This window comes from Croceibacterium atlanticum (genome assembly GCF_001008165.2).
In the GTDB taxonomy this organism is placed as follows: domain Bacteria; phylum Pseudomonadota; class Alphaproteobacteria; order Sphingomonadales; family Sphingomonadaceae; genus Croceibacterium_C; species Croceibacterium_C atlanticum.
Genome location: NZ_CP011452.2, coordinates 1,612,063 through 1,630,063 on the forward strand (window position 1 = coordinate 1,612,063; position 18,001 = coordinate 1,630,063).

13 protein-coding genes and 2 tRNA genes are annotated in these 18,001 nt (G+C 62.0%); 10 read left to right on the plus strand and 5 right to left on the minus strand.

Translation table 11 applies throughout. The features are described 5' to 3' along the window. Positions 1–145 precede the first annotated feature (145 nt). On the minus strand, positions 146–2,026 hold the full coding sequence (locus WYH_RS07665) for a PHA/PHB synthase family protein (RefSeq protein ID WP_046903374.1): 1,881 nt from the start codon (positions 2,024–2,026) through the stop codon (positions 146–148). Positions 2,027–2,165: 139 nt separating this feature from the next. Here WYH_RS07665 and WYH_RS07670 point away from each other — a divergent pair, with 139 nt between their 5' ends. The 4 genes from WYH_RS07670 to WYH_RS07685 all read left to right on the plus strand — a co-directional run bounded on the left by WYH_RS07670 (position 2,166) and on the right by WYH_RS07685 (position 6,968). Then, on the plus strand, positions 2,166–3,365 hold the full coding sequence (locus tag WYH_RS07670) for an LL-diaminopimelate aminotransferase (protein ID WP_046903375.1): 1,200 nt from the start codon (positions 2,166–2,168) through the stop codon (positions 3,363–3,365). Positions 3,366–3,604: 239 nt separating this feature from the next. Further along, positions 3,605–5,050 (plus strand): MFS transporter, encoded by a 1,446-nt coding sequence (locus WYH_RS07675; protein ID WP_046903376.1) that lies wholly within the window; start codon positions 3,605–3,607, stop codon positions 5,048–5,050. After that, on the plus strand, positions 5,047–6,702 hold the full coding sequence (locus tag WYH_RS07680; protein ID WP_046903377.1) for a dihydroxy-acid dehydratase: 1,656 nt from the start codon (positions 5,047–5,049) through the stop codon (positions 6,700–6,702). Before WYH_RS07675 ends, WYH_RS07680 begins: the two co-directional genes overlap by 4 nt. A 77-nt stretch (positions 6,703–6,779) precedes the next feature. Then, positions 6,780–6,968: a hypothetical protein gene (locus WYH_RS07685; RefSeq protein ID WP_046903378.1), complete on the plus strand. Its 189-nt coding sequence runs from the start codon at positions 6,780–6,782 to the stop codon at positions 6,966–6,968. 80 nt (positions 6,969–7,048) lie between these two features. On the opposite strand, the gene WYH_RS07690 is transcribed toward WYH_RS07685, so the two are convergent. Beyond that, positions 7,049–7,351, minus strand: coding sequence for a hypothetical protein (locus tag WYH_RS07690; protein WP_046903379.1), 303 nt, complete (start codon positions 7,349–7,351; stop codon positions 7,049–7,051). A 285-nt stretch (positions 7,352–7,636) separates the two neighbouring features. On the opposite strand from WYH_RS07690, the gene WYH_RS07695 reads away from it, so the two are divergent. Next, positions 7,637–8,284, plus strand: a complete 648-nt coding sequence (locus tag WYH_RS07695) for a TetR/AcrR family transcriptional regulator (RefSeq protein ID WP_046903380.1) — start codon at positions 7,637–7,639, stop codon at positions 8,282–8,284. 48 nt (positions 8,285–8,332) lie between these two features. Continuing rightward, positions 8,333–9,373 carry an aromatic ring-hydroxylating oxygenase subunit alpha gene (locus WYH_RS07700; RefSeq protein ID WP_046903381.1) on the plus strand — a complete coding sequence of 347 codons (1,041 nt, stop codon included), beginning with the start codon at positions 8,333–8,335 and terminating at the stop codon, positions 9,371–9,373. A gap of 219 nt (positions 9,374–9,592) precedes the next feature. Here WYH_RS07700 and WYH_RS07705 read toward each other — a convergent pair whose 3' ends face one another. After that, positions 9,593–11,053: an FAD-dependent oxidoreductase gene (locus WYH_RS07705; protein ID WP_046903382.1), complete on the minus strand. Its 1,461-nt coding sequence runs from the start codon at positions 11,051–11,053 to the stop codon at positions 9,593–9,595. Positions 11,054–11,202: 149 nt separating this feature from the next. Here WYH_RS07705 and WYH_RS07710 point away from each other — a divergent pair. Together WYH_RS07710 and WYH_RS07715 are read left to right on the plus strand one after the other, a co-directional pair. Then, positions 11,203–11,276 (plus strand) — tRNA-Cys (locus tag WYH_RS07710). 52 nt (positions 11,277–11,328) lie between these two features. After that, a tRNA-Thr gene (locus tag WYH_RS07715) sits at positions 11,329–11,404 on the plus strand. Positions 11,405–11,478: 74 nt separating this feature from the next. On the opposite strand, the gene WYH_RS07720 is transcribed toward WYH_RS07715, so the two are convergent. Beyond that, the gene (locus tag WYH_RS07720; RefSeq protein WP_053833448.1) at positions 11,479–14,535 is read right to left on the minus strand and encodes a TonB-dependent receptor domain-containing protein; all 3,057 of its coding nucleotides are present in this window, start codon (positions 14,533–14,535) and stop codon (positions 11,479–11,481) included. Positions 14,536–14,730: 195 nt separating this feature from the next. Beyond that, a complete protein-coding gene (locus tag WYH_RS07725; RefSeq protein WP_046904936.1) occupies positions 14,731–15,177 on the minus strand; it encodes a MarR family winged helix-turn-helix transcriptional regulator in 447 nt (148 codons plus the stop codon). A 90-nt stretch (positions 15,178–15,267) separates the two neighbouring features. Here WYH_RS07725 and WYH_RS07730 point away from each other — a divergent pair, with 90 nt between their 5' ends. Continuing rightward, on the plus strand, positions 15,268–16,425 hold the full coding sequence (locus WYH_RS07730) for an HlyD family secretion protein (RefSeq protein ID WP_046903383.1): 1,158 nt from the start codon (positions 15,268–15,270) through the stop codon (positions 16,423–16,425). After that, entirely contained in the window at positions 16,425–17,999 is a 1,575-nt protein-coding gene (locus WYH_RS07735) for a DHA2 family efflux MFS transporter permease subunit (protein WP_046903384.1), read from the plus strand. Before WYH_RS07730 ends, WYH_RS07735 begins: the two co-directional genes overlap by 1 nt. The last annotated feature ends 2 nt before the right edge of the window (positions 18,000–18,001 follow it).

Sequence of the window (18,001 nt, forward strand, 5' to 3'; positions counted from 1 at the left end):
TTCCTCGCTAAAGCTGCGCTTCGTTTACATCGCGCCGCAACGCGATTGCTGCATTGCACAAAATAGAGAAACGATGGTGGATGTCAAGGCGTTTTTGTGCAGCGCACAATAACTGAAACATTCCGCCCCGAAAGGCAGGCGTTTCCTAGCGCATGGCGACGTATCGCCCCGGCGCATCCTCTATCACCCGGTCGCCCCGGCCGCCCGGTTTGCGCTTGCCGGTAGCGGGGACGCGCTTGCCGTCCAGCAACTCGAGCCAGCCGATCCAGTCGGTCCACCAGCTGCCGGGATGCTCCGTCGCTCCCTCCACGAAATCGCCCAGGTTTTCGGCAGAGGAATCGCCAATCCAGTATTGGTATTTCCCCGCAGCCGGGGGGTTCACCACACCGGCGATATGGCCGCTGCCCGCCAGCACGAAACGCGCCGGGCCGGAAAGATGCGACAACATGCGGAACACGCTTTCCGGCGGGGCGATGTGATCTTCCCGCCCGGCCTGGACATAGACCGGCGTCTTGATCAGCGTCAGGTCGATCGGCGTGCCGTCGCCCGACAGCGAATCCTTTTCGGCCAGCCTGTTGTCGCGATAGAGATCGCGCAGATAGGATTCGTGCCACTTTGCCGGCAGATTGGTGACATCACCATTCCAGTGCAGCAGGTCGAAGGCCGGATAATCCTCCCCCAGCAGATAGTGGTTGACCACGTAGTTCCAGATCAGGTCCGTGCCGCGCAGCAGGTTGAAGGTCGCCGCCATGTAACGGCCATCCAGATAGCCGCCCTTGCTTGCCTGCCGGATCAGTTCCAGCTGCTTGTCATCAATGAAGGCGCGCAATTCGCCGGCCCGTTCAAAATCGACCTGCGCCGTCAGGAATGTGGCGCTGGCGACATGATCCGCCTTCCCGCGCCGGGCGAGGATCGCGAGGGTGGCGGCCAGCGTCGTGCCCGCTACGCAATAGCCGACCGTGTGCACGCTCGGCACTTTCAGCCTTTGGCGCACCAGTTCGATCACTTCCATCTGCGCGCGGATATAATCGTCCCAGGTGATGTGGGCGAGGCTGGCATCGGCGGATCGCCAGCTGACCACGAACACGCTCAGCCCCTGATCCACCGCCCAGCGGACGAAGCTCTTCTTCGGATTGAGATCGAGGATGTAGAAACGGTTGATCCAGGGCGGGAAGATCACCAGCGGCGTTTCGATCACCTCATCCGTGGTGGGCGAATACTGGATCAGCTGGAACAGTTCGGTTTCATGCACGACCTTGCCCGGTGTGCAGGCGATATTCTCGCCCAGGCGGAAAGCGCCGGAATCGGTATGGGTCAGCTGGCCCTTTTCCAGATCGGCGGCCAGCCGTTCCATCCCCCTGGCCAGGTTTTCGCCCTGCGTGTCAATCGTGCGTTCCAGCACCAGCGGGTTCATCAGCGGGAAATTGGCCGGGCTCATCGCGTCCAGCACGCTGCGGGTCGCGAAGCGCAACTGGTCCCGCTCCTGCTCGTCCAGCCCTTCCACCTGGTCCACCGCTTCACTGATCCGTTCGGCCAGCAGCAGATAGGTCTGGTGGATCAGGGCGAAGACCGGCCTTTCGCGCCATTCGGGCGCAGCGAAACGGCGGTCCTTGCGCGGCAGGTCCAGCGGCTGGGCCGGGGCGCCGCCTTCACCGCCTTCTTCGAACCGGGCGAGTATATCCTCCCACAAGGCCATGCCTTCTTCGAAGATCTGCCGCTGGCGTTCGGGATCGAGCAGCGGCATCTGCTGATACCAGCCCTGCATCAGCCCCATCCATTGCGCGGGATCGACGAAAAAGGGCAGCGGCGATTCGGGCGTCTGCTGGTTGCGGTGGAATTCTTCCCACATCTGCTGGATGCGCATGGCGGAGGCGCCCCAATCGGCCAGCACCTCGTCCCCCGGCACGGCTTCCGCGGCTTCGGGAAGGAAGGTTTCCATCACCTGTCGCGCCGCCTCTCCCTGGATGCGGAGCATTTCGGTGAAAATGTCGGCGGCCTGTCCGGCGGAGTCGTCTTTCACACTCATTGCAGGCCATCATAGGCAAGATTGTTACAAATGGGAGAGGCAAACGCGCAGAGTACAATTGCGCTGCTGCGCTGATTCGGCCACAATTACTGTTGCCCGCGCGCAATCCTGCCCGCGTGCTTTGGATTAAACAGAGGTCATGGAAACCGAATTCTACCGCATCAAGCGACTGCCGCCCTATGTCATCGCCGAAGTCAACGCGATGCGAGCCGCGGCCCGTCAGGCGGGTCAGGATATCATCGACCTCGGCATGGGCAATCCGGACCTGCCCCCGCCCCAGCACGTGATCGATAAATTGTGCGAAGTGGCGCAGAAGCCCGATGCCCATGGCTACAGCCAGTCCAAGGGCATCCCCGGCCTTCGCCGCGCTCAGGCTGCCTATTACGAACGGCGTTTCGGGGTCGAACTGGACCCGGAAAGCGAAGTGGTCGTCACGCTCGGGTCGAAGGAGGGGCTGGCCAGTCTTGCCACCGCGATCACCGCGCCCGGCGATACGATCCTGGCGCCCAACCCCAGCTATCCGATCCACACTTTCGGCTTCATCATCGCCGGGGCGACGATCCGTTCCGTGCCGACGACGCCGGATGAACGCTATTGGGATGCGCTGGAAAAGGCGATGCGCTTCACCGTGCCGCGCCCGACCATCCTGATCGTGAATTACCCGTCCAACCCGACGGCCGAAGTGGTCGATCTGGCATTCTATGAAAAGCTGGTCGACTGGGCGAAGGAGAACAAGGTCTGGATCCTGTCCGACCTTGCCTATTCCGAACTTTATTATGACGGCAAGCCGACACCTTCGATCCTGCAGGTGAAGGGGGCAAAGGATGTGGCGGTGGAATTCACCAGCCTGTCCAAGACCTTTTCCATGGCCGGCTGGCGCATGGGTTTCGCGGTCGGCAACCAGACGCTGATCGCCGCGCTGACGCGGGTGAAATCCTATATCGATTACGGCGCCTTCACCCCGATCCAGGCGGCCGCCGTGGCCGCGCTGAACGGGCCGCAGGACATTGTGGAGAAGAACCGCCAGCTTTATCACAAGCGGCGCGACGTGCTGGTGGAAGCCTTTGGCCGCGCCGGTTGGGAAATCCCGCCGCCACCCGCTTCCATGTTCGCCTGGGCCCCGCTTCCGCCGGGCCTGAAGGACATGGGCAGCATGGAATTCGCCAAGCAATTGCTGACCCATGCCGAAGTCGCCGTCGCCCCCGGCGTCGGTTATGGCGAGGATGGCGAAGGCTATGTCCGCATCGGCCTGGTCGAAAATGAACAGCGGCTGCGGCAGGCCGGACGCAATGTGAAGCGTTACCTGCAGAGCATGGGCGTCAACAGCTCCGCCGCCTGATCCGGCCGGGCCACGGACGGGCCCGGCACCCGGCAATAAATCATATCAGCGCCCGCTTCCCCCCAGGGAGGCGGGCGCTCTGCCGTGCGTGGCGCGCGTCTGGTCGATCCTGTTTGCGCGGCGCTGGCTTCTGGAATACCCATTCCCGAAACAAAACAGGGCGCCTGCCGATGGGTCTGGCGCTGGCAGGTAATCAGCGATAAGCTTAGCCTGCTAATAATATGGGAAGAGGACCGGAGATGCGCGCAGCGGATGGCTCGCTAGATGTGGCAAAATTCCTCCAGGGGCTGAATTTCACGCCGTTTCACCGGCGGATTCTGATCCTGTCCTGCCTGGTCACATTTTTCGATGGGCTGGATTTTTCGCTGATCGCCTACACCCTGCCCTATATTCGGGACGAAATGAGCCTGAACGAGGCGATGATGGGCAATGTCAGCGCCGCCGCCTTCATCGGCCAGATGATCGGATCGCTGGTCGGATCCTATATCGCGGATGTGATCGGGCGCAGGCCCGTCATTCTCTGGTGCACCGTGCTCAGCGCAGTGCTCACTTTCGTCACCGGATTTGCCCAGACGCCCGAAATGCTGATGCTTCTGCGCCTTCTGGGCGGCCTGACGATCGGCGGGCTGCTGGCACCTGCATGGTCGCTGAATGTGGAGGCGATGCCGGCGGGCAAGCGCGCCACTGCCGTCACCATCGTCATGCTGGGCTTCAGCACCGGCGCTGCGGCCGCTGGCTGGATCACCAACTGGATCGCCCCGCTGCTCAGCTGGCATTATGTATTTTTCGTATGCGGCGCGCTGACCCTGGCGCTGGCCGTCCTGCTGCAATTCACCCTGCCCGAATCGGCTCGGTGGCTGGTGGCCAAGGGCAGGCCTGCCGCCACGGTGATGCCGCTGCTCAGCCGCTTCGATCCGGGCACGGATCTCAGCCGCTATCACAGCTTCTATCTTTCGGATGAGCGCAGTTCGAGCAAGTCGGACAATCCGCTCAACAAGATTGGCGAATTGTTCAAGGGCTGGCTGGCCTATATCACGCCGCTGATCTGGGCGGCCTATTTCTTCTCCAGCTTCGCGATCTACCTCAAATCCAGCTTCGGCGTGCTGTTTCTCGAAGAGCTTGGCCTTTCGGTGCAGAGCGCGACCTGGATCGGATCGATCGGCGGCCTGACCGGCGCGATTGCCGGTGTTGCCCTGCTGGCCCTGACGGAAAAGCGCGGCCCGGCATGGATCACGCTGGCGCCGGCAGTGGCCATTCCGTTCCTTCTGCTGGTCGGCCTTGGCATCATCCTGGACGGGGCGCTGTTCATTCCCGTGATCTTCATCGGCAGCGTCCTGGTCGGCGCGGGCCATGCCGGGGTGATTTCCATCACCAGCGTCTATTACCCCAGCGCCGCCCGCGCCACGGGTGGCGGCTGGGCCAGCTTCATGGCCAAGTTCGCCGCAGTGGCGGCTCCGCTGGTCGGCGCCGCCCTGTTCCTTGGCAGCGAACAGAAAGTGCTGCACGGCTATCTGTTCTCGGCCGCCTGCCTGGCCGGGATCATCGTCTGCATCCTCGCGCTGTCGCAATTCGCAAAACGGCTGGTGGCCGAACGTGAGGCGGAGCAGGCCCTGGCCGATGAGCGGGACGAAGCTGACGGCGCCGCCCATCCCATCAACCTGACTGCCAGGGAATCGCAGGCATGAAACTTCGCAGCCTTTCCGCCAATTCACCCGGCCGCCGCGCAAACTGGAAAGCGCTGGGTCTGTCGCCCGAAGACATGGAAAAGCCGAAGATCGCGGTGGTGAATTCCTCCAGCGAACTGGCGATCTGCTATGCCCATCTCGATGGCATCGCGCAGATAGTGAAGGAGGAAATCCGCAAGGCCGGCGGTGTGCCCTTCGAAGTGCGCACCGCGGCGCCATCGGATTTCATCACCGGCGCCAACAAGGCCGGATCCTATATCCTGGCCGGGCGCGACATCATCGCCAACGATATCGAAGTGCAGGTGGAAGCGGCGATGCTGGACGGCATGATCTGCCTGACCAGCTGCGACAAGACCCCGCCCGGCCATTTGATGGCCGCCGCGCGGCTGAACATCCCCACCATCCTCGTGATCGGCGGATACCAGCAGGCGGGCGAAATCGATGGCGAGCCGGTTGACGTGGAAGATGTCTGGTCTGGCGCCGTGGGTGAGCGTTTTGGCGGCAAACCCAAATTCCCCGTGGCGGACATGGCGGAAAACGCCATTCGCGGCCCCGGCGTCTGCGCTGGCATGGCCACGGCCAACACCATGCATTGCGTGGTGGAAGCGCTGGGCATGACCCTGCCCGGCCACGCGCCAGTGCGCGGCAACAGCCCGAAGATGCAGGCCAATGCCCGCGCCTGCGCCCACCGCATCGTGGAAATGGTGGGGGAGGATCTGAAGCCGCGCCAGATCATGACCGAAGGCGCCTTCCGCAACGCCATTGCCACCGTGCTCGCCGTTTCCGGCTCGATCAATGCGATCAAGCATCTGCAGGCCGTGGCCGTGGAGGCGGAAACGGATATCGACATCTTCACCCTGTGGGAGGAGATGAGCGATGTCCCCATCCTTTCCGCCGTGCGGCCCACGGGCGAAGTGCGGATCGAAGCGTTCGAGGATGCGGGCGGCGCGCGCGCCGTGCTCAAGCGGCTGGAAACCCGGATCGACGGGGATGTGCTGACCTGCACGGGCAGGACGATGGCCGAAAATCTCAAGGATTACGTGATCCCCGGCCCGGACGTGATCCATGCGATTGACGATCCGGTCAGCGAAGGGCCCGCCATCGCCATATTGCGCGGCAGCTTTGCCGAAACCGCCGTGGTCCGGCTGGGCATTCGCGACGGATCCCGGCCCGAAGAATTTTCCGGCCCTGCCCGCGTGTTCGAAGATTCGATGGAATGCCTGCAGGCGATCGAGGACGGCAAGGTGAAGGAAGGCGATGTGGTGATCGCCCGTAATCAGGGGCTGAAGGGCGGCCCGGCCATGGGCGGCGGAGCCTCCATGGTGCTGTTCGCGCTGGACGCTGCGGGTCTGGCCAAGACCACTGCCTTCGTCACCGACGGCCAGCTATCCGGCCTGTGCCTGAAAGGGCTGACCGTGGCCGAAGTCCACCCCGAAGCGGCAACAGGCGGGCCAATCGGCAAGGTGCGCGATGGCGACAGGATTACGATCAGCGTGGAAAACCGCAGCCTGGATATCGATGTACCGGCAGAGGAACTGGCCCGGCGCGAAGGCCCCGGCCTGCGCATCCCGGCCCACGGCTATCTCGACACATTCCGCCACGACGTGCGCGACATGAGCACGGGCGGCGTGTTGCTGCCCGAACGATCATAGTCGCGGTCAGTATATTTTTTAAACGATTATAAATATTTGGATGGCCCACTCTGCCCGATCCATCGGGGAGAGATGCGATGAAAACGACCCTGGCCGCCCTCGTCCTGGCCGCCACGAGCATCACCGGGGCCGCCGCGCCCTTATGCGGGACGGCCTATGCCAATGCCTGCTGCAAGATCTGCAAGAAGGGCAAGGCCTGCGGCGACACGTGCATTGCCCGGGACCGGAATTGCACCAAGGGCAAAGGCTGCGCCTGCGACGCCTAGGCAGGCTGGGCAGCCATGAAAAAGCGGGGCCCGGCCGATGCCGCACCCCGCTCTTCCCAATTCGCTATCGGGCGAACCGCTCAGGCGAGTTCGACGGTAAGCGTGGTCTGCTGCGGTTCGATCGCGCGGACAGCCACTTCATTGGCTTCACCGACCTGTTCGACAGACGCAATCTTGATCGCCGTCACCGCACCGGCATCGCCGCTGTCTTCCGCAGACGGATCCCGGCCCTGTTCGAACACGAAGATCCCGTCGGCATTGAGATAGAACGTCTCGTCCCCGAAATGGTTGGCGAGGCCCGATTGCTGGGCAATCTCCGTCGGCACGGGTTCAAGCCCGGTCTTCTGCTGGATCTGGTCGGTCTGGTCTTGCGTAAGCTTCATAATATCTCCGGCTAATTGGCTGGGATTTTTCCCATGTCACGCGCGCGCCATATTATATGGCATCCGGCAAAACGGGCGCGTTCCGGCATCCTATAACATAGATGCACCGCCATTACGAAATTTGCCGATTATTACAGCTGACATATTAAAAAATCGGGGCTTCCATTCCCCTGGAATTACAGACATATTTCATAAAATATCGTGATATTCACAAAGGCGTTTTTCTAATAATCTCGGTAAATCGGATTGCTTGCAGAGGTTGCATTCCCCGCACACAATGCAATCATGAACGCCACGCAGACGACCATCCGTTCCAATGCCAAACAGCGGGCCGCCAATGAAAGATGCGATGCGATGCTGCAGCATGCGCGCGATCAGATCATGGCCGTGGGCGTCGACCGGTTCAGCCTTAACGAAGTGCTGCGCCAGTCAGGGGGATCGAAGGCAACGCTCGTAAAATATTTTGGCGATCGCAATGGCCTGATTGCAGCCGCCATCGGATTCGAGGCGCAGCACGCGGTGGAGGAATTGGCGCTGGAAACCGCAAACGCGCTACCGCTTCAGGAAGCGCTCGAACGGTTCCTTGGCGGCATATTGCGCTTCTACCTCCTTCCGGGCTCCATCGCGCTGTATCGCGCCGTGGTGAGCGCTGCGGACAGCAGGGCATCGGCCGGATTCTATCGCAACGGGCACCAGGTGATCGTCCAGGCCCTGGCCGATCTTCTCGACGCCCGCAAAGGCCGGGATGTCCATCCGGCGATCAATTCCGCGGAAGTTGCCGATCAGATGCTTCACGCCATTCGCGCCGGAAAATACGAACGCGCCCTGATCGGCCTTTCGCCCGATATGCCCGACGCGGCCGAGATCAAGGCGCGGGCGCATTCGACAGCAGCCCTGTTCGTGCCTGCGCTGGGCCAGACAGGCAAAGCTTGATCGTTGCCCTGAATCCTATATGTACCAGTGGTACATATAGGAGGATCGATGACCTATCTCCGCACAGCCTGGTACATGGCCGGATGGTCGCAAGAGCTTGGCGAGGCCGGCTTCACGCGTGAAATCCGCGGCCGCCGGATTTATTTCTACCGGCTGGAGAACGGAGATCCTGCCGCGATTACGGATCGCTGCCCGCACCGCTTCGCGCCACTCTCGCTCGGCACGCGGGATGGGGATACGCTGATCTGCCCCTATCACGGGCTGGGTTTCGGCCCCGATGGCAAGTGCAACCGCAATCCCTTTTCAGACCGTATTCCGGCCGCAGCATCCATTCCCACCTTTGCGGTCCTGGAAAATGACGGGATTATCTGGCTCTGGGGAGGCGATCGGGAAAGCGCCGATCCAGACCTGATTCCAGACTTTTCCTTCGTCCCTGACAGGCCGGGCTGGCGTACCATCACCGGGTACACCCTAATGGATGCGAATTACGAATATGGGACCGACAACCTGCTCGATCTCAGCCATATAGAATTTGTGCACAAAGGCAGTTTTGCCGGCCAGGGGGTAATCTTCGCGGGCGAACATTCCGTGCGTCAGGATGGCAACACGCTGCATTCCAACTGGTGGATGCCGGGGATTCCGCCCCCCTCCGTGGCGCGATCCGCCTTTCCCGAGGATGCCGTGGTCGATCATTGGCTGGAAATGCGCTGGGATGCGCCGGCTTCAATGCGCCTGAATATCGGCGTGTGCCCGCATGGCGCAGGACGCGACGCCGGGTTCGAACTGCCGCAGGCGCATATACTGACACCCGCCAATGATCATCAGACCCATTATTTCTGGTCATCCAGCCGCCCGAACGACACAGATGATACGGCGCTGGATGCGGCACTTCATGCCATGTTCCGCCAGGCATTCGATGAAGAGGACAAACCCATCATCGAAGCTGCCTATGCCAATGTGAAAGCCAATCTGGAATCGGGTGGCAGTTTCTGGTCGGAAAAACCACTATCGCTGGGAATTGATCAGGGTGGCACGCGCGCCCGGCGGCTGTTGGAAAAACTGATTGCGCAGGAAAGCGCGGCCAGCTGACCTCCGGGATCATTGACCAGTCATTGACCAGACGCGCCATCTGCCGGCACCCGCTTTCCTACATGATCCGGACCATGCCAGACAGGCGCGATGCTCCAATCGTGCCCGCCTGCGCTACCCCCTTGTAAAGGCGCGCATAATCGCTGCGGGAATTATCGATCAGGACAGTGTTCCAAGTGTTCCAGGCGATCGCCAAAAACCCTTGCGATCAGGGGCGGATCATTGGGCCGCCACTTCCTCGGCCGCACCGGCGGCGGCCACTTCGATGTCGTCAGAAAGATGCGCGCCCTGTTCGCGCAATATGCCGCGGATTTCTCCCACATCGACATGGCGCGGCTGCACCCCGCGATTGGCCGCCACCGCCGCCGCGGCGCCTGCCGCATGGCCGGTCAGCCAGCATTGCGGGATTTCGCGCATGAAGCCGTGGCTGTTCGCATCGCAGGAGACGTGCCGCCCGCCGACCAGCAGCCCATCGAGCTGGCGCGGGACAATCGCGCCATAGGGGACGGAAACGACCGGGAATTTCGGGCTGATCGACGGGCTGATGCCCACCTCGTCCGCCGCCGGCGTGCCCTTGCCCCAATTGCCGCGTTCGATCCGGCCGACCCCGGCCAGCCGCCGCGTATGCCGCACGCCCAGCTGGCTGGCGCTTTGCAGGCTGAACACATGTTCAAAACCCGGCGCGTGGGTGCGGAAGAAGCGGCAATGCCCCTCCATCAAACGGTGGCTGCGGATTTCCACTTCCGTCATGTCGTCCACATCCAGCGCGGAAAGGCCCGATTGCCTTGGGCCCAGGAACAAGGCGATATCGGGGCGCCAGCTGACATAGGGTGTCTGGAAAAAGCCGAGTTCCTCGCGCCCGCGTTCCATGAATTGCCGCAGCTGGTCGGGATTGTGGACTTTCCAGTCGATCCAGCGGTCCATGTCGACCCCGCCCAGAACCCAGCCGGTATTCATGGAATGGTGGACATCGCCCTCTTCAATATCGGTATCGAATTCAGCACCCGCGCGGGCGAACATGTCGCCATCGCCGGTCGTATCCACCACGACCTTGGCCAGCAGCGCGTTGCGGCCCTGCTTGCTTTCAAAGATCACGCCCTTGGCCGCACCGTCTTCCACCAGCGGGCGCGCGGCCCAGGCGTGGAACACGATGCGCACACCGGCCTGCAACAGCATTTCCTGGTTGTTGAGCTTCATCCGTTCCGGATCGAGCGTGGGCGCCCATTGCACGATGCCGTGGAAAGCAGTGGTGCGCTGGCCCCAATAGGCGGCCTTCGCCTCGTCCCTGGTTCCCCAATCCTCGCGCGGGGGGCCAGCCACCCCGTCAGCCGGCATACGGTCGATGAAATGACGGGCAAAGCCCTGGATCACGTGATTGCCTTCCCAATCCGTCATCCGGTCGATCCACATGACCAGACCGCCGGTGGAAAGCCCGCCCAGGCAATTATAGCGTTCGACCAGCGTTACATCCGCGCCCGCCTTCGCCGCGGCCCATGCCGCCGCGCAGCCCGCCGGACCGCCGCCGATCACCGCGACATCGCATTGGTGATAGATATCGATATCGCGCGCATCCTCGCGCACTGTGCCCGCGCCATTGGGGGGTGGCAGGTTGCGGCCGGAGCTTTCGAACACGTCGGAACCGAGGAAGCGTTCTTCGCTGTGCCCCTCGATACGCTGCATTTTAGGTTTGTCGCCTGACATGGCCGCTCCTTCCCAATCGATTAGCACGCTAATCTTTTGCCGTGCGCGGGGCAAGCGGGCCAGGATTTTGAAAGAAGGCATATAGGGCGTTGCGCACCCCGTAACCTTAGGCTAGAGGCGCCCGCTCCGGCCCGATGGCGGAGTGGTGACGCAGCGGACTGCAAATCCGTATACGCCGGTTCGATTCCGGCTCGGGCCTCCAGATATTCCGGCCATTGCAGGCCGGCTGCAACGGTTCTATGGCCCGGTGCAGTGCCGCTTTAGCTCAGTTGGTAGAGCACATCATTCGTAATGATGGGGTCAGGTGTTCGAGTCACCTAAGCGGCACCATCTGTTTCCTACAGTTTCAGTTTCCTGCAGGTGCAGCCGCCTTCGCATGTCGAAGGCGGTCACTTTCCCCTGATTCAGAAATCCGCCGTTGCGTTGATGAACAGGCGCCGCCCGAACAACGGATATTGCGATGCATTGATGATCGGGCCGATCATCGGCACGGTATTGCCGTTAAGCACGGAAATGCGCGGCGGCGCGGTATCGAACAGATTGTTGACGCCGAAAGTGACGGAGAATCGGTCCTCGAACCGCTTGGTAAGAGAAAGATTGTGATAGAAAGTCGCCGGGGTCGTCAGATCCGGGCAATAAGTGCCGCGCAGCGGAGTGGTGATGCAGGGATCGCCGCCATTATTCGCTTCGAATTCGGCCTGGCTTGACGTGCCGCCGATCACATTCATGCCGTAGAACAGGCTGAACCCGGGCAGCGGCGTGGCCCAGTTCAGGCGGAAATCGCCCACCCATTCGGGGGAGCCGACTTCGCCATTGTCACTTTCCAGCGGTGATCCGGCAAACAGCTGGTAATTGTCGCGAATCTGCCAGGTCATGTCGGAGGAGAAGCTGACGGAACCGAAACGGCCCAGGTCCTGCTCCACCAGCAGCGAGGCATCCAGCCCGCGATTTTCCTGCCGGGCGATATTGACGTAGCTGTTGACCACTTCCCCGATCGCATAGGGCGCGCCGGGCTGCCCGCGGGAAAAGAGCGAACAGAGCGGATCATTGGGGACGTCATCGGAGGCATAGCAGCCTTCAACGATATTGCGCACGCCGCGGCGGGCAATCTCGCCCTTCACGTCGATATCGAAATAATCCACGGCGAGCCGGAGCCGGGTGGCCCCAAGATCAGGGGTAAGCACGAAGCCGACGACCTTGGCAGTGGAGGTTTCCGCCTTCAGCTGGCCCAGCCCGCCCCGCGCGACCGAAGTCACCTGTACGCTCTGATCGGCATAATCGCCCGGCACACCGGCGGCGGCGCAATTATCCGCCACCCGCTGGGAAATACCGCCAAAGGCCAGGTTGGGTGCCCACAGGAAGCAGGGATCGACCTGCCGCTGATCGAGGAAGCCCGTTTCATCGGCCAGGAATTGTTCGAACAATGCAGGCGCGCGGAACGATGTGCCATAGCTTGCCCGCAGCCGCAGCCATGGCGTGACCGCCCAGTTCGCGCCCAGCTTGTAGGTCCAGTTGCCATTATCGGAATCGCGCGCACCATCGGAAGCGCGGATCGCAGTCACGCTGGTGCGGCGCACGGCGCCGGTCAGCACCAGTTCTTCAGCCAGCGGCATGTCCGCAAGAACGGGCACGGAAATTTCTCCGAAAAATTCGGAGGTCACGCTCTTGCCCGCAGTAATACCGGCGGCCGTGCTGCCCCAGGCATTGCCCGCAAGGGTGATATCGCCGGGGCGATCGTTTATCCGGTCCTTCCGCACAGTCGCGCCCGCCGCCAGGGCGAGAGGACCGGCCGGCAGATCCACCACCGTGCCGTTCAGCGAAAACTCGCCAGCCAGTTGAGTGTAGAGCGTGCGCCCGTCCTCCCAGTCGAACAGGAAACCAACCTGTTCCGCCGTCAGATCGCCAGCCAGGAAATAAGGATCCGTCCAGGGCAGGTCGATACAGGGTCGGCCGGAAATCGGCGTTACGGCGCCGACACAGGATGCCATCTGGTTTTCGCTGGTGAGCAGGGCATCTTCGAGGATGCGTTCGTTACGATAATGGCCGATATTGCGGCTGTACTGGCCGTGGATCTGCCAGCTCCATCCCGGCGCCGCCACGAAATCACCGCGCAATCCGGCTACTCCGCGATAATATTCGACTTCCTGAGAGCTGTCATCGTGGTCGGTGATGCCGGTGGGGCTCAGCAGATTAAGCCCGGTAAAGCCCCCGCCCCAATAGTTGAACGCATTGCCCGCGCCCATGCCAAAGGGATCGCCGGTCGGGCCGTAGGTCCAGAACTGCCGCCAGCCATTCTGATAGGTCTTGCGGCGATTGAACAGGAATTCACCGAACAGTTCCGCATTATCCGTGATGTCATAGGCACCATCGGCATAGACTGAATAAAGTTCTGTCTCCGGGATGACGGTCTGTTCTTCCATATAGGGGTGGAACAGGTTTTCGACCGCAGTGGATTGCTGGTCATAGGCAACCGGATACCAGCCCGCCGGGGCGCCGAAATCGCCCGGAAAAGCGGGCGCGCCGAAGGCCGGCAGGCCAAGATCCTGCCCCGGATACTGATATTGCAGCAACACCGGTCCGCCGCCGATGGAAGTATCTGTGCCATCGTCCAGCTGAAGATTGTCGCTGGAATTGAATACCCAGACATGCCCCCAGGCATTGCCTTCGCACATATATTCGCCAGTGCGCGGATCCACCAGATCGGCACGGCTTCCATCCGGCCGGAACGTGTATGCCTCCGCACAGGAGAGATAGCTGCGATCGCCCCGCGCCAGTTCGTTAACATGCGCATAGTCGCCGGCAATGGTCAGATGGCCGCGATCGAAAATCTTGCCCCAGATCGCGCTCACCCGATATTGTTCGCCACCTGCCTCGGTCGGGACATTGGCGTTGACGGCCAGTTGCAGCCCGTCCGTATCCTGCCTGGTCACGATATTGACCACGCCCGCAATCGCATCCGATCCATAGACGGAAGAGGCGCCGGTTTTCAGAACCTGAACATTATTGACGATCGACATCGGCAAGGCGTTGAGATCGAAGGAAGATACCGCGCCGCGCGTTCCCGCCGGGCCAAGCCGCCGCCCATTGAGCAGAACCAGTGTGCGATTGGCACCGAGCCCGCGCAGATCGACGGTTTGGGCGCCCTCCCCGCCATTGGTAACGAAGTTGGAGGAAATGGCGGATGTGATCTGGGTCGACCCCGCTGCCATCGGCGCGCTTTGCAGCGTCGCGGCGATATCGAACCTGCCTTCGCGCTTGGCCAGGTCAGGATCGATCACGGTCACGGGATCGGCGCTGTTATAAGTCGTCACCTTGGCGATGCGCGTGCCCGTGACGACGATGACATCCCCCGCATCCGCGCCATTGTCCTGTGACATGGCCGGCGCGGCATTACCCATCGCGATACCCGCAAATGCGACACCACATGCCAGCTTGCCGACCGAAAAACGCCTCGTCTTCATGATAATCCTTACTCGCCTGGCGGCGGCAGGATGCTCAGGGGCGCCCGCCATGCCGCTTTGGCATGGCTGATATTCCTGTCTGGCTAAGAAAAGATTTACAGCTTCTTCACCATGCCCGGCATTATTTCATAAGGAGATCGCACTGCGCCGAACCGATGCAGGAAAGCCCCTGTTTCCGGAGCCCCAACCGGGCGTTCAAGGCGAAAGTGTTTTACAAGAAGCATCTTCCATCGCGGATGAGATCTTTTTCAGCATTTCAAGAAAATGCTCTCTCTCCTTGTCATCCAGAACGCCGAAGGTCTGCTCTATGACCTGACGGCGCAATGGCTCCGTCAATTTGACCGCTTCCAGCCCTTTCTGGGTGATGCGGACCAGTTTCGCCCGCCGGTCCGTGGCGTCGGGTGTCCGCTCGACATAGCCATCCCGTTCGAGCCCGTCGATCGCCTCCGTCACGGTCCGTGGAGACTGGCTGAAGAACTCGGCGATTTCGGTGCCACGCAGCGGGCCACGCTTCTGCAGGCAGATAAGCAGCTTCGTCCGGGCAAAGGACACGCCCGCTCCACCCAATTGCCTGTCCAGCGTCCGGGTCAGGCGCAGATAGACTTCGGCATAGGCGGATATCAGCGGTTCAAGTTCTGACATATTGAGGGCCCTCAACATATGGTATTGCCATATGCTGCAATTGCGAGCAACTGGCAAAACAAATGCGAATCGTGCGAAGGATGACGGCCTTTGACTGAGGAAACGACCGCCCGGCCCGAAGCCGGAGAGCCCGCCCCCGCAGAAGAAGCGAAAACCTCTCCGCTGAAACGCAAGGGCGTACGGCGTGCGCTGCTGATCGGCGGGATAGTGATCCTGATCCTGCTTGGCCTGTGGTTCGTCCGCTATTGGACAGTAGGCCGATATCTGGAAAGCACGGACGATGCCTATGTGCAGGCGGACGCGGTCGTGGTTTCTCCCAAGATCGGCGGCTATGTCGAAGAAATAATGGTCGCGGAAAACCAGCAGGTCGAAGCAGGCGATCCGCTGTTCCGCATCGATGCGCGCGATTATCGTTCGCGCGTGGCGCAAGCGCAGGCGCAGATCGACATGGCGGAAGCCAACGCAGCCGGCCTGCGCGCCCAGATTGCCGAACAAAGGGCAGCAGTGGATCGCGCCACCGCCCAGCTGGCCTCTGCACGCAGTGAGCTGAAACTGGCACGGGACGAAGTGCGGCGTTACACGCCCCTGGCCGAAAGCGGCGCGGAATCGCGCCAGACACTCGCCACCAGACAGACCGATCTGGAACGCGCGGAAGCGGCCGTTGCCGCCGCGCGGGCAGAACTGGACAGCGCCCGCCGCCGTGTCGCCAGCCTGGAAGCGCAGGTGGGGCAGGCACGGGCGCAGGCTGAAGGCGGCGAAGCGCAGCGCGAAGCCGCGAATGTCGATCTCGGCTCCACCACGGTGCAGGCCAGCATCTCGGGCCGCATCGGCAACAAGACCGTGCAACTGGGCCAGTTTGTGCAGCCGGGCACGCGAACCATGTCCATCGTTCCGACGCAGCAGCTCTATGTGACGGCCAATTTCAAGGAAACGCAGCTGGGCCTGATGCGCGTGGGCCAGCCCGTAACGCTGGAGGTTGACGCCTTCAGCGGCGTGGAAATCGAAGGCCGGGTGGAAAGCTTCGCCCCCGGCACCGGCGCGCAATTTTCCCTCCTTCCGCCAGAAAACGCGACGGGGAATTTCACCAAGATCGTGCAGCGCGTGCCAGTGCGCATTTCCATCGACGCCACGCCCGAAATCCTGGCCCGGCTGGTCCCCGGCATGTCGGTGGAAGTCACGGTGAACACGCGTTCCGCGGCCGGATCGCTCGACCAGATGACGGAGGCCCGGGGAGAGGGCGCTGACTGATGGCCAGCGCAGCCGCCCCGATGGACGGCGCCGGCGCCACAACCGGCCGGCGCAAGAATGCCGATATCGGCGCCTGGCTGGCCGTCATGGCCGGCACGCTGGGCGCGATGATGGCGACGCTGGACATATCCATCGTCAATTCCGCCCTGCCCACCATCCAGGGTGAAATCGGCGCATCGGGAACGGAAGGCACCTGGGTCGCCACGTCCTATCTCGTGGCGGAAATCATCGTCATCCCGCTATGCGGCTGGTTCGAAAAGGTTTTCGGCCTGCGCCGTTACCTGCTGATCTCGGCGATACTGTTCACCGCCTTTTCCGTATTGTGCGGAACGGCAACCAATCTCACCACCATGATCATCGGCCGCGCCGGGCAGGGCTTCACCGGCGGGGCGATGATCCCGACCGCGATGACCATCATCGCCACCCGCCTGCCGCCGCATCAACAACCGATCGGCACGGCATTGTTCGGGGTCACGGCTATTCTCGGCCCGGTGATCGGCCCCTTGCTGGGCGGCTGGCTGACCGAGGCGTTCAGCTGGCACTATGCCTTCCTGATCAACGTGCCGATCTGCGCCATATTGGTGGCGCTGCTGCTGGTGGGCCTGCCCCGCGACAAGATGCGCCCGGAATTGCTGGGCGAAGCGGACTGGCTGGGCCTGTTCGGCCTCGCCATCTGGCTTGGCTGCCTGACCGTGGTCCTGGAAGAAGGCAATCGCGAACAATGGTTCGCCTCCAGCCATATCGTCTATCTGTCGATCGCCTCCGCCATCGGTTTGGTGATGGTCATCATCGGCCAGCTGACGGCCAAAAGCCCCATAATCCGCCTGTCCCTGCTGTTCGACCGGACATTCGGCAGCGTGGCGATCATGGCGGTCATGATCGGCATGGTGATTTACGGCACATCCTTCGTGATCCCGCAATTCCTTGCCGCCATTGCCGATTACAACGCATTGCAGGCGGGCAAGATCGTCATGATCTCAGGCTTTCCCGCCATGGCGCTGATGATTTTCACGCCGGTCCTGATGCGCATTTTCGATATTCGCGTGGCGGTGGGCCTGGGGATGCTGATCCTTGCCCTCAGCTGTTATGTGGATACTTCGCTGACTAACGAATCCGCGGGCGGGATCTTCGTGGAATCGCAATTGCTGCGCGGCGCGGGCACGGTGATGGCCTTCGTCTTCCTGAACCAGGCGGCCATTTCTTCCGTTCCGGTGCAATATGCAGGCGATGCGGCCGGCCTTTTCAATGCCGCGCGCAATCTGGGCGGTTCGCTGGCCCTCGCCGCCATCGCCACGGTGCAGGATCAGCGCGAATGGTTCCACAGCCGGCGGATAGAGGAATCATTGCAGGCAAACAGCGTGGCCGTGCAGGATTATGTCGATCGGCTCACCCAGACATATGGCAGTGCGGATGCCGCGCTGCGGGCATTGGGGGGCGTGATCCAGCGGGAAGCGCTGGTGATGACCTATAATGACATGTTCTGGCTGCTGTTCGTCGGCATTCTGGCGGTGACCCCGCTGACCCTGCTGCTGCGCCCCCTCCCCAAAGACATCTCCTCGCGGCCAAGCCATTGAGA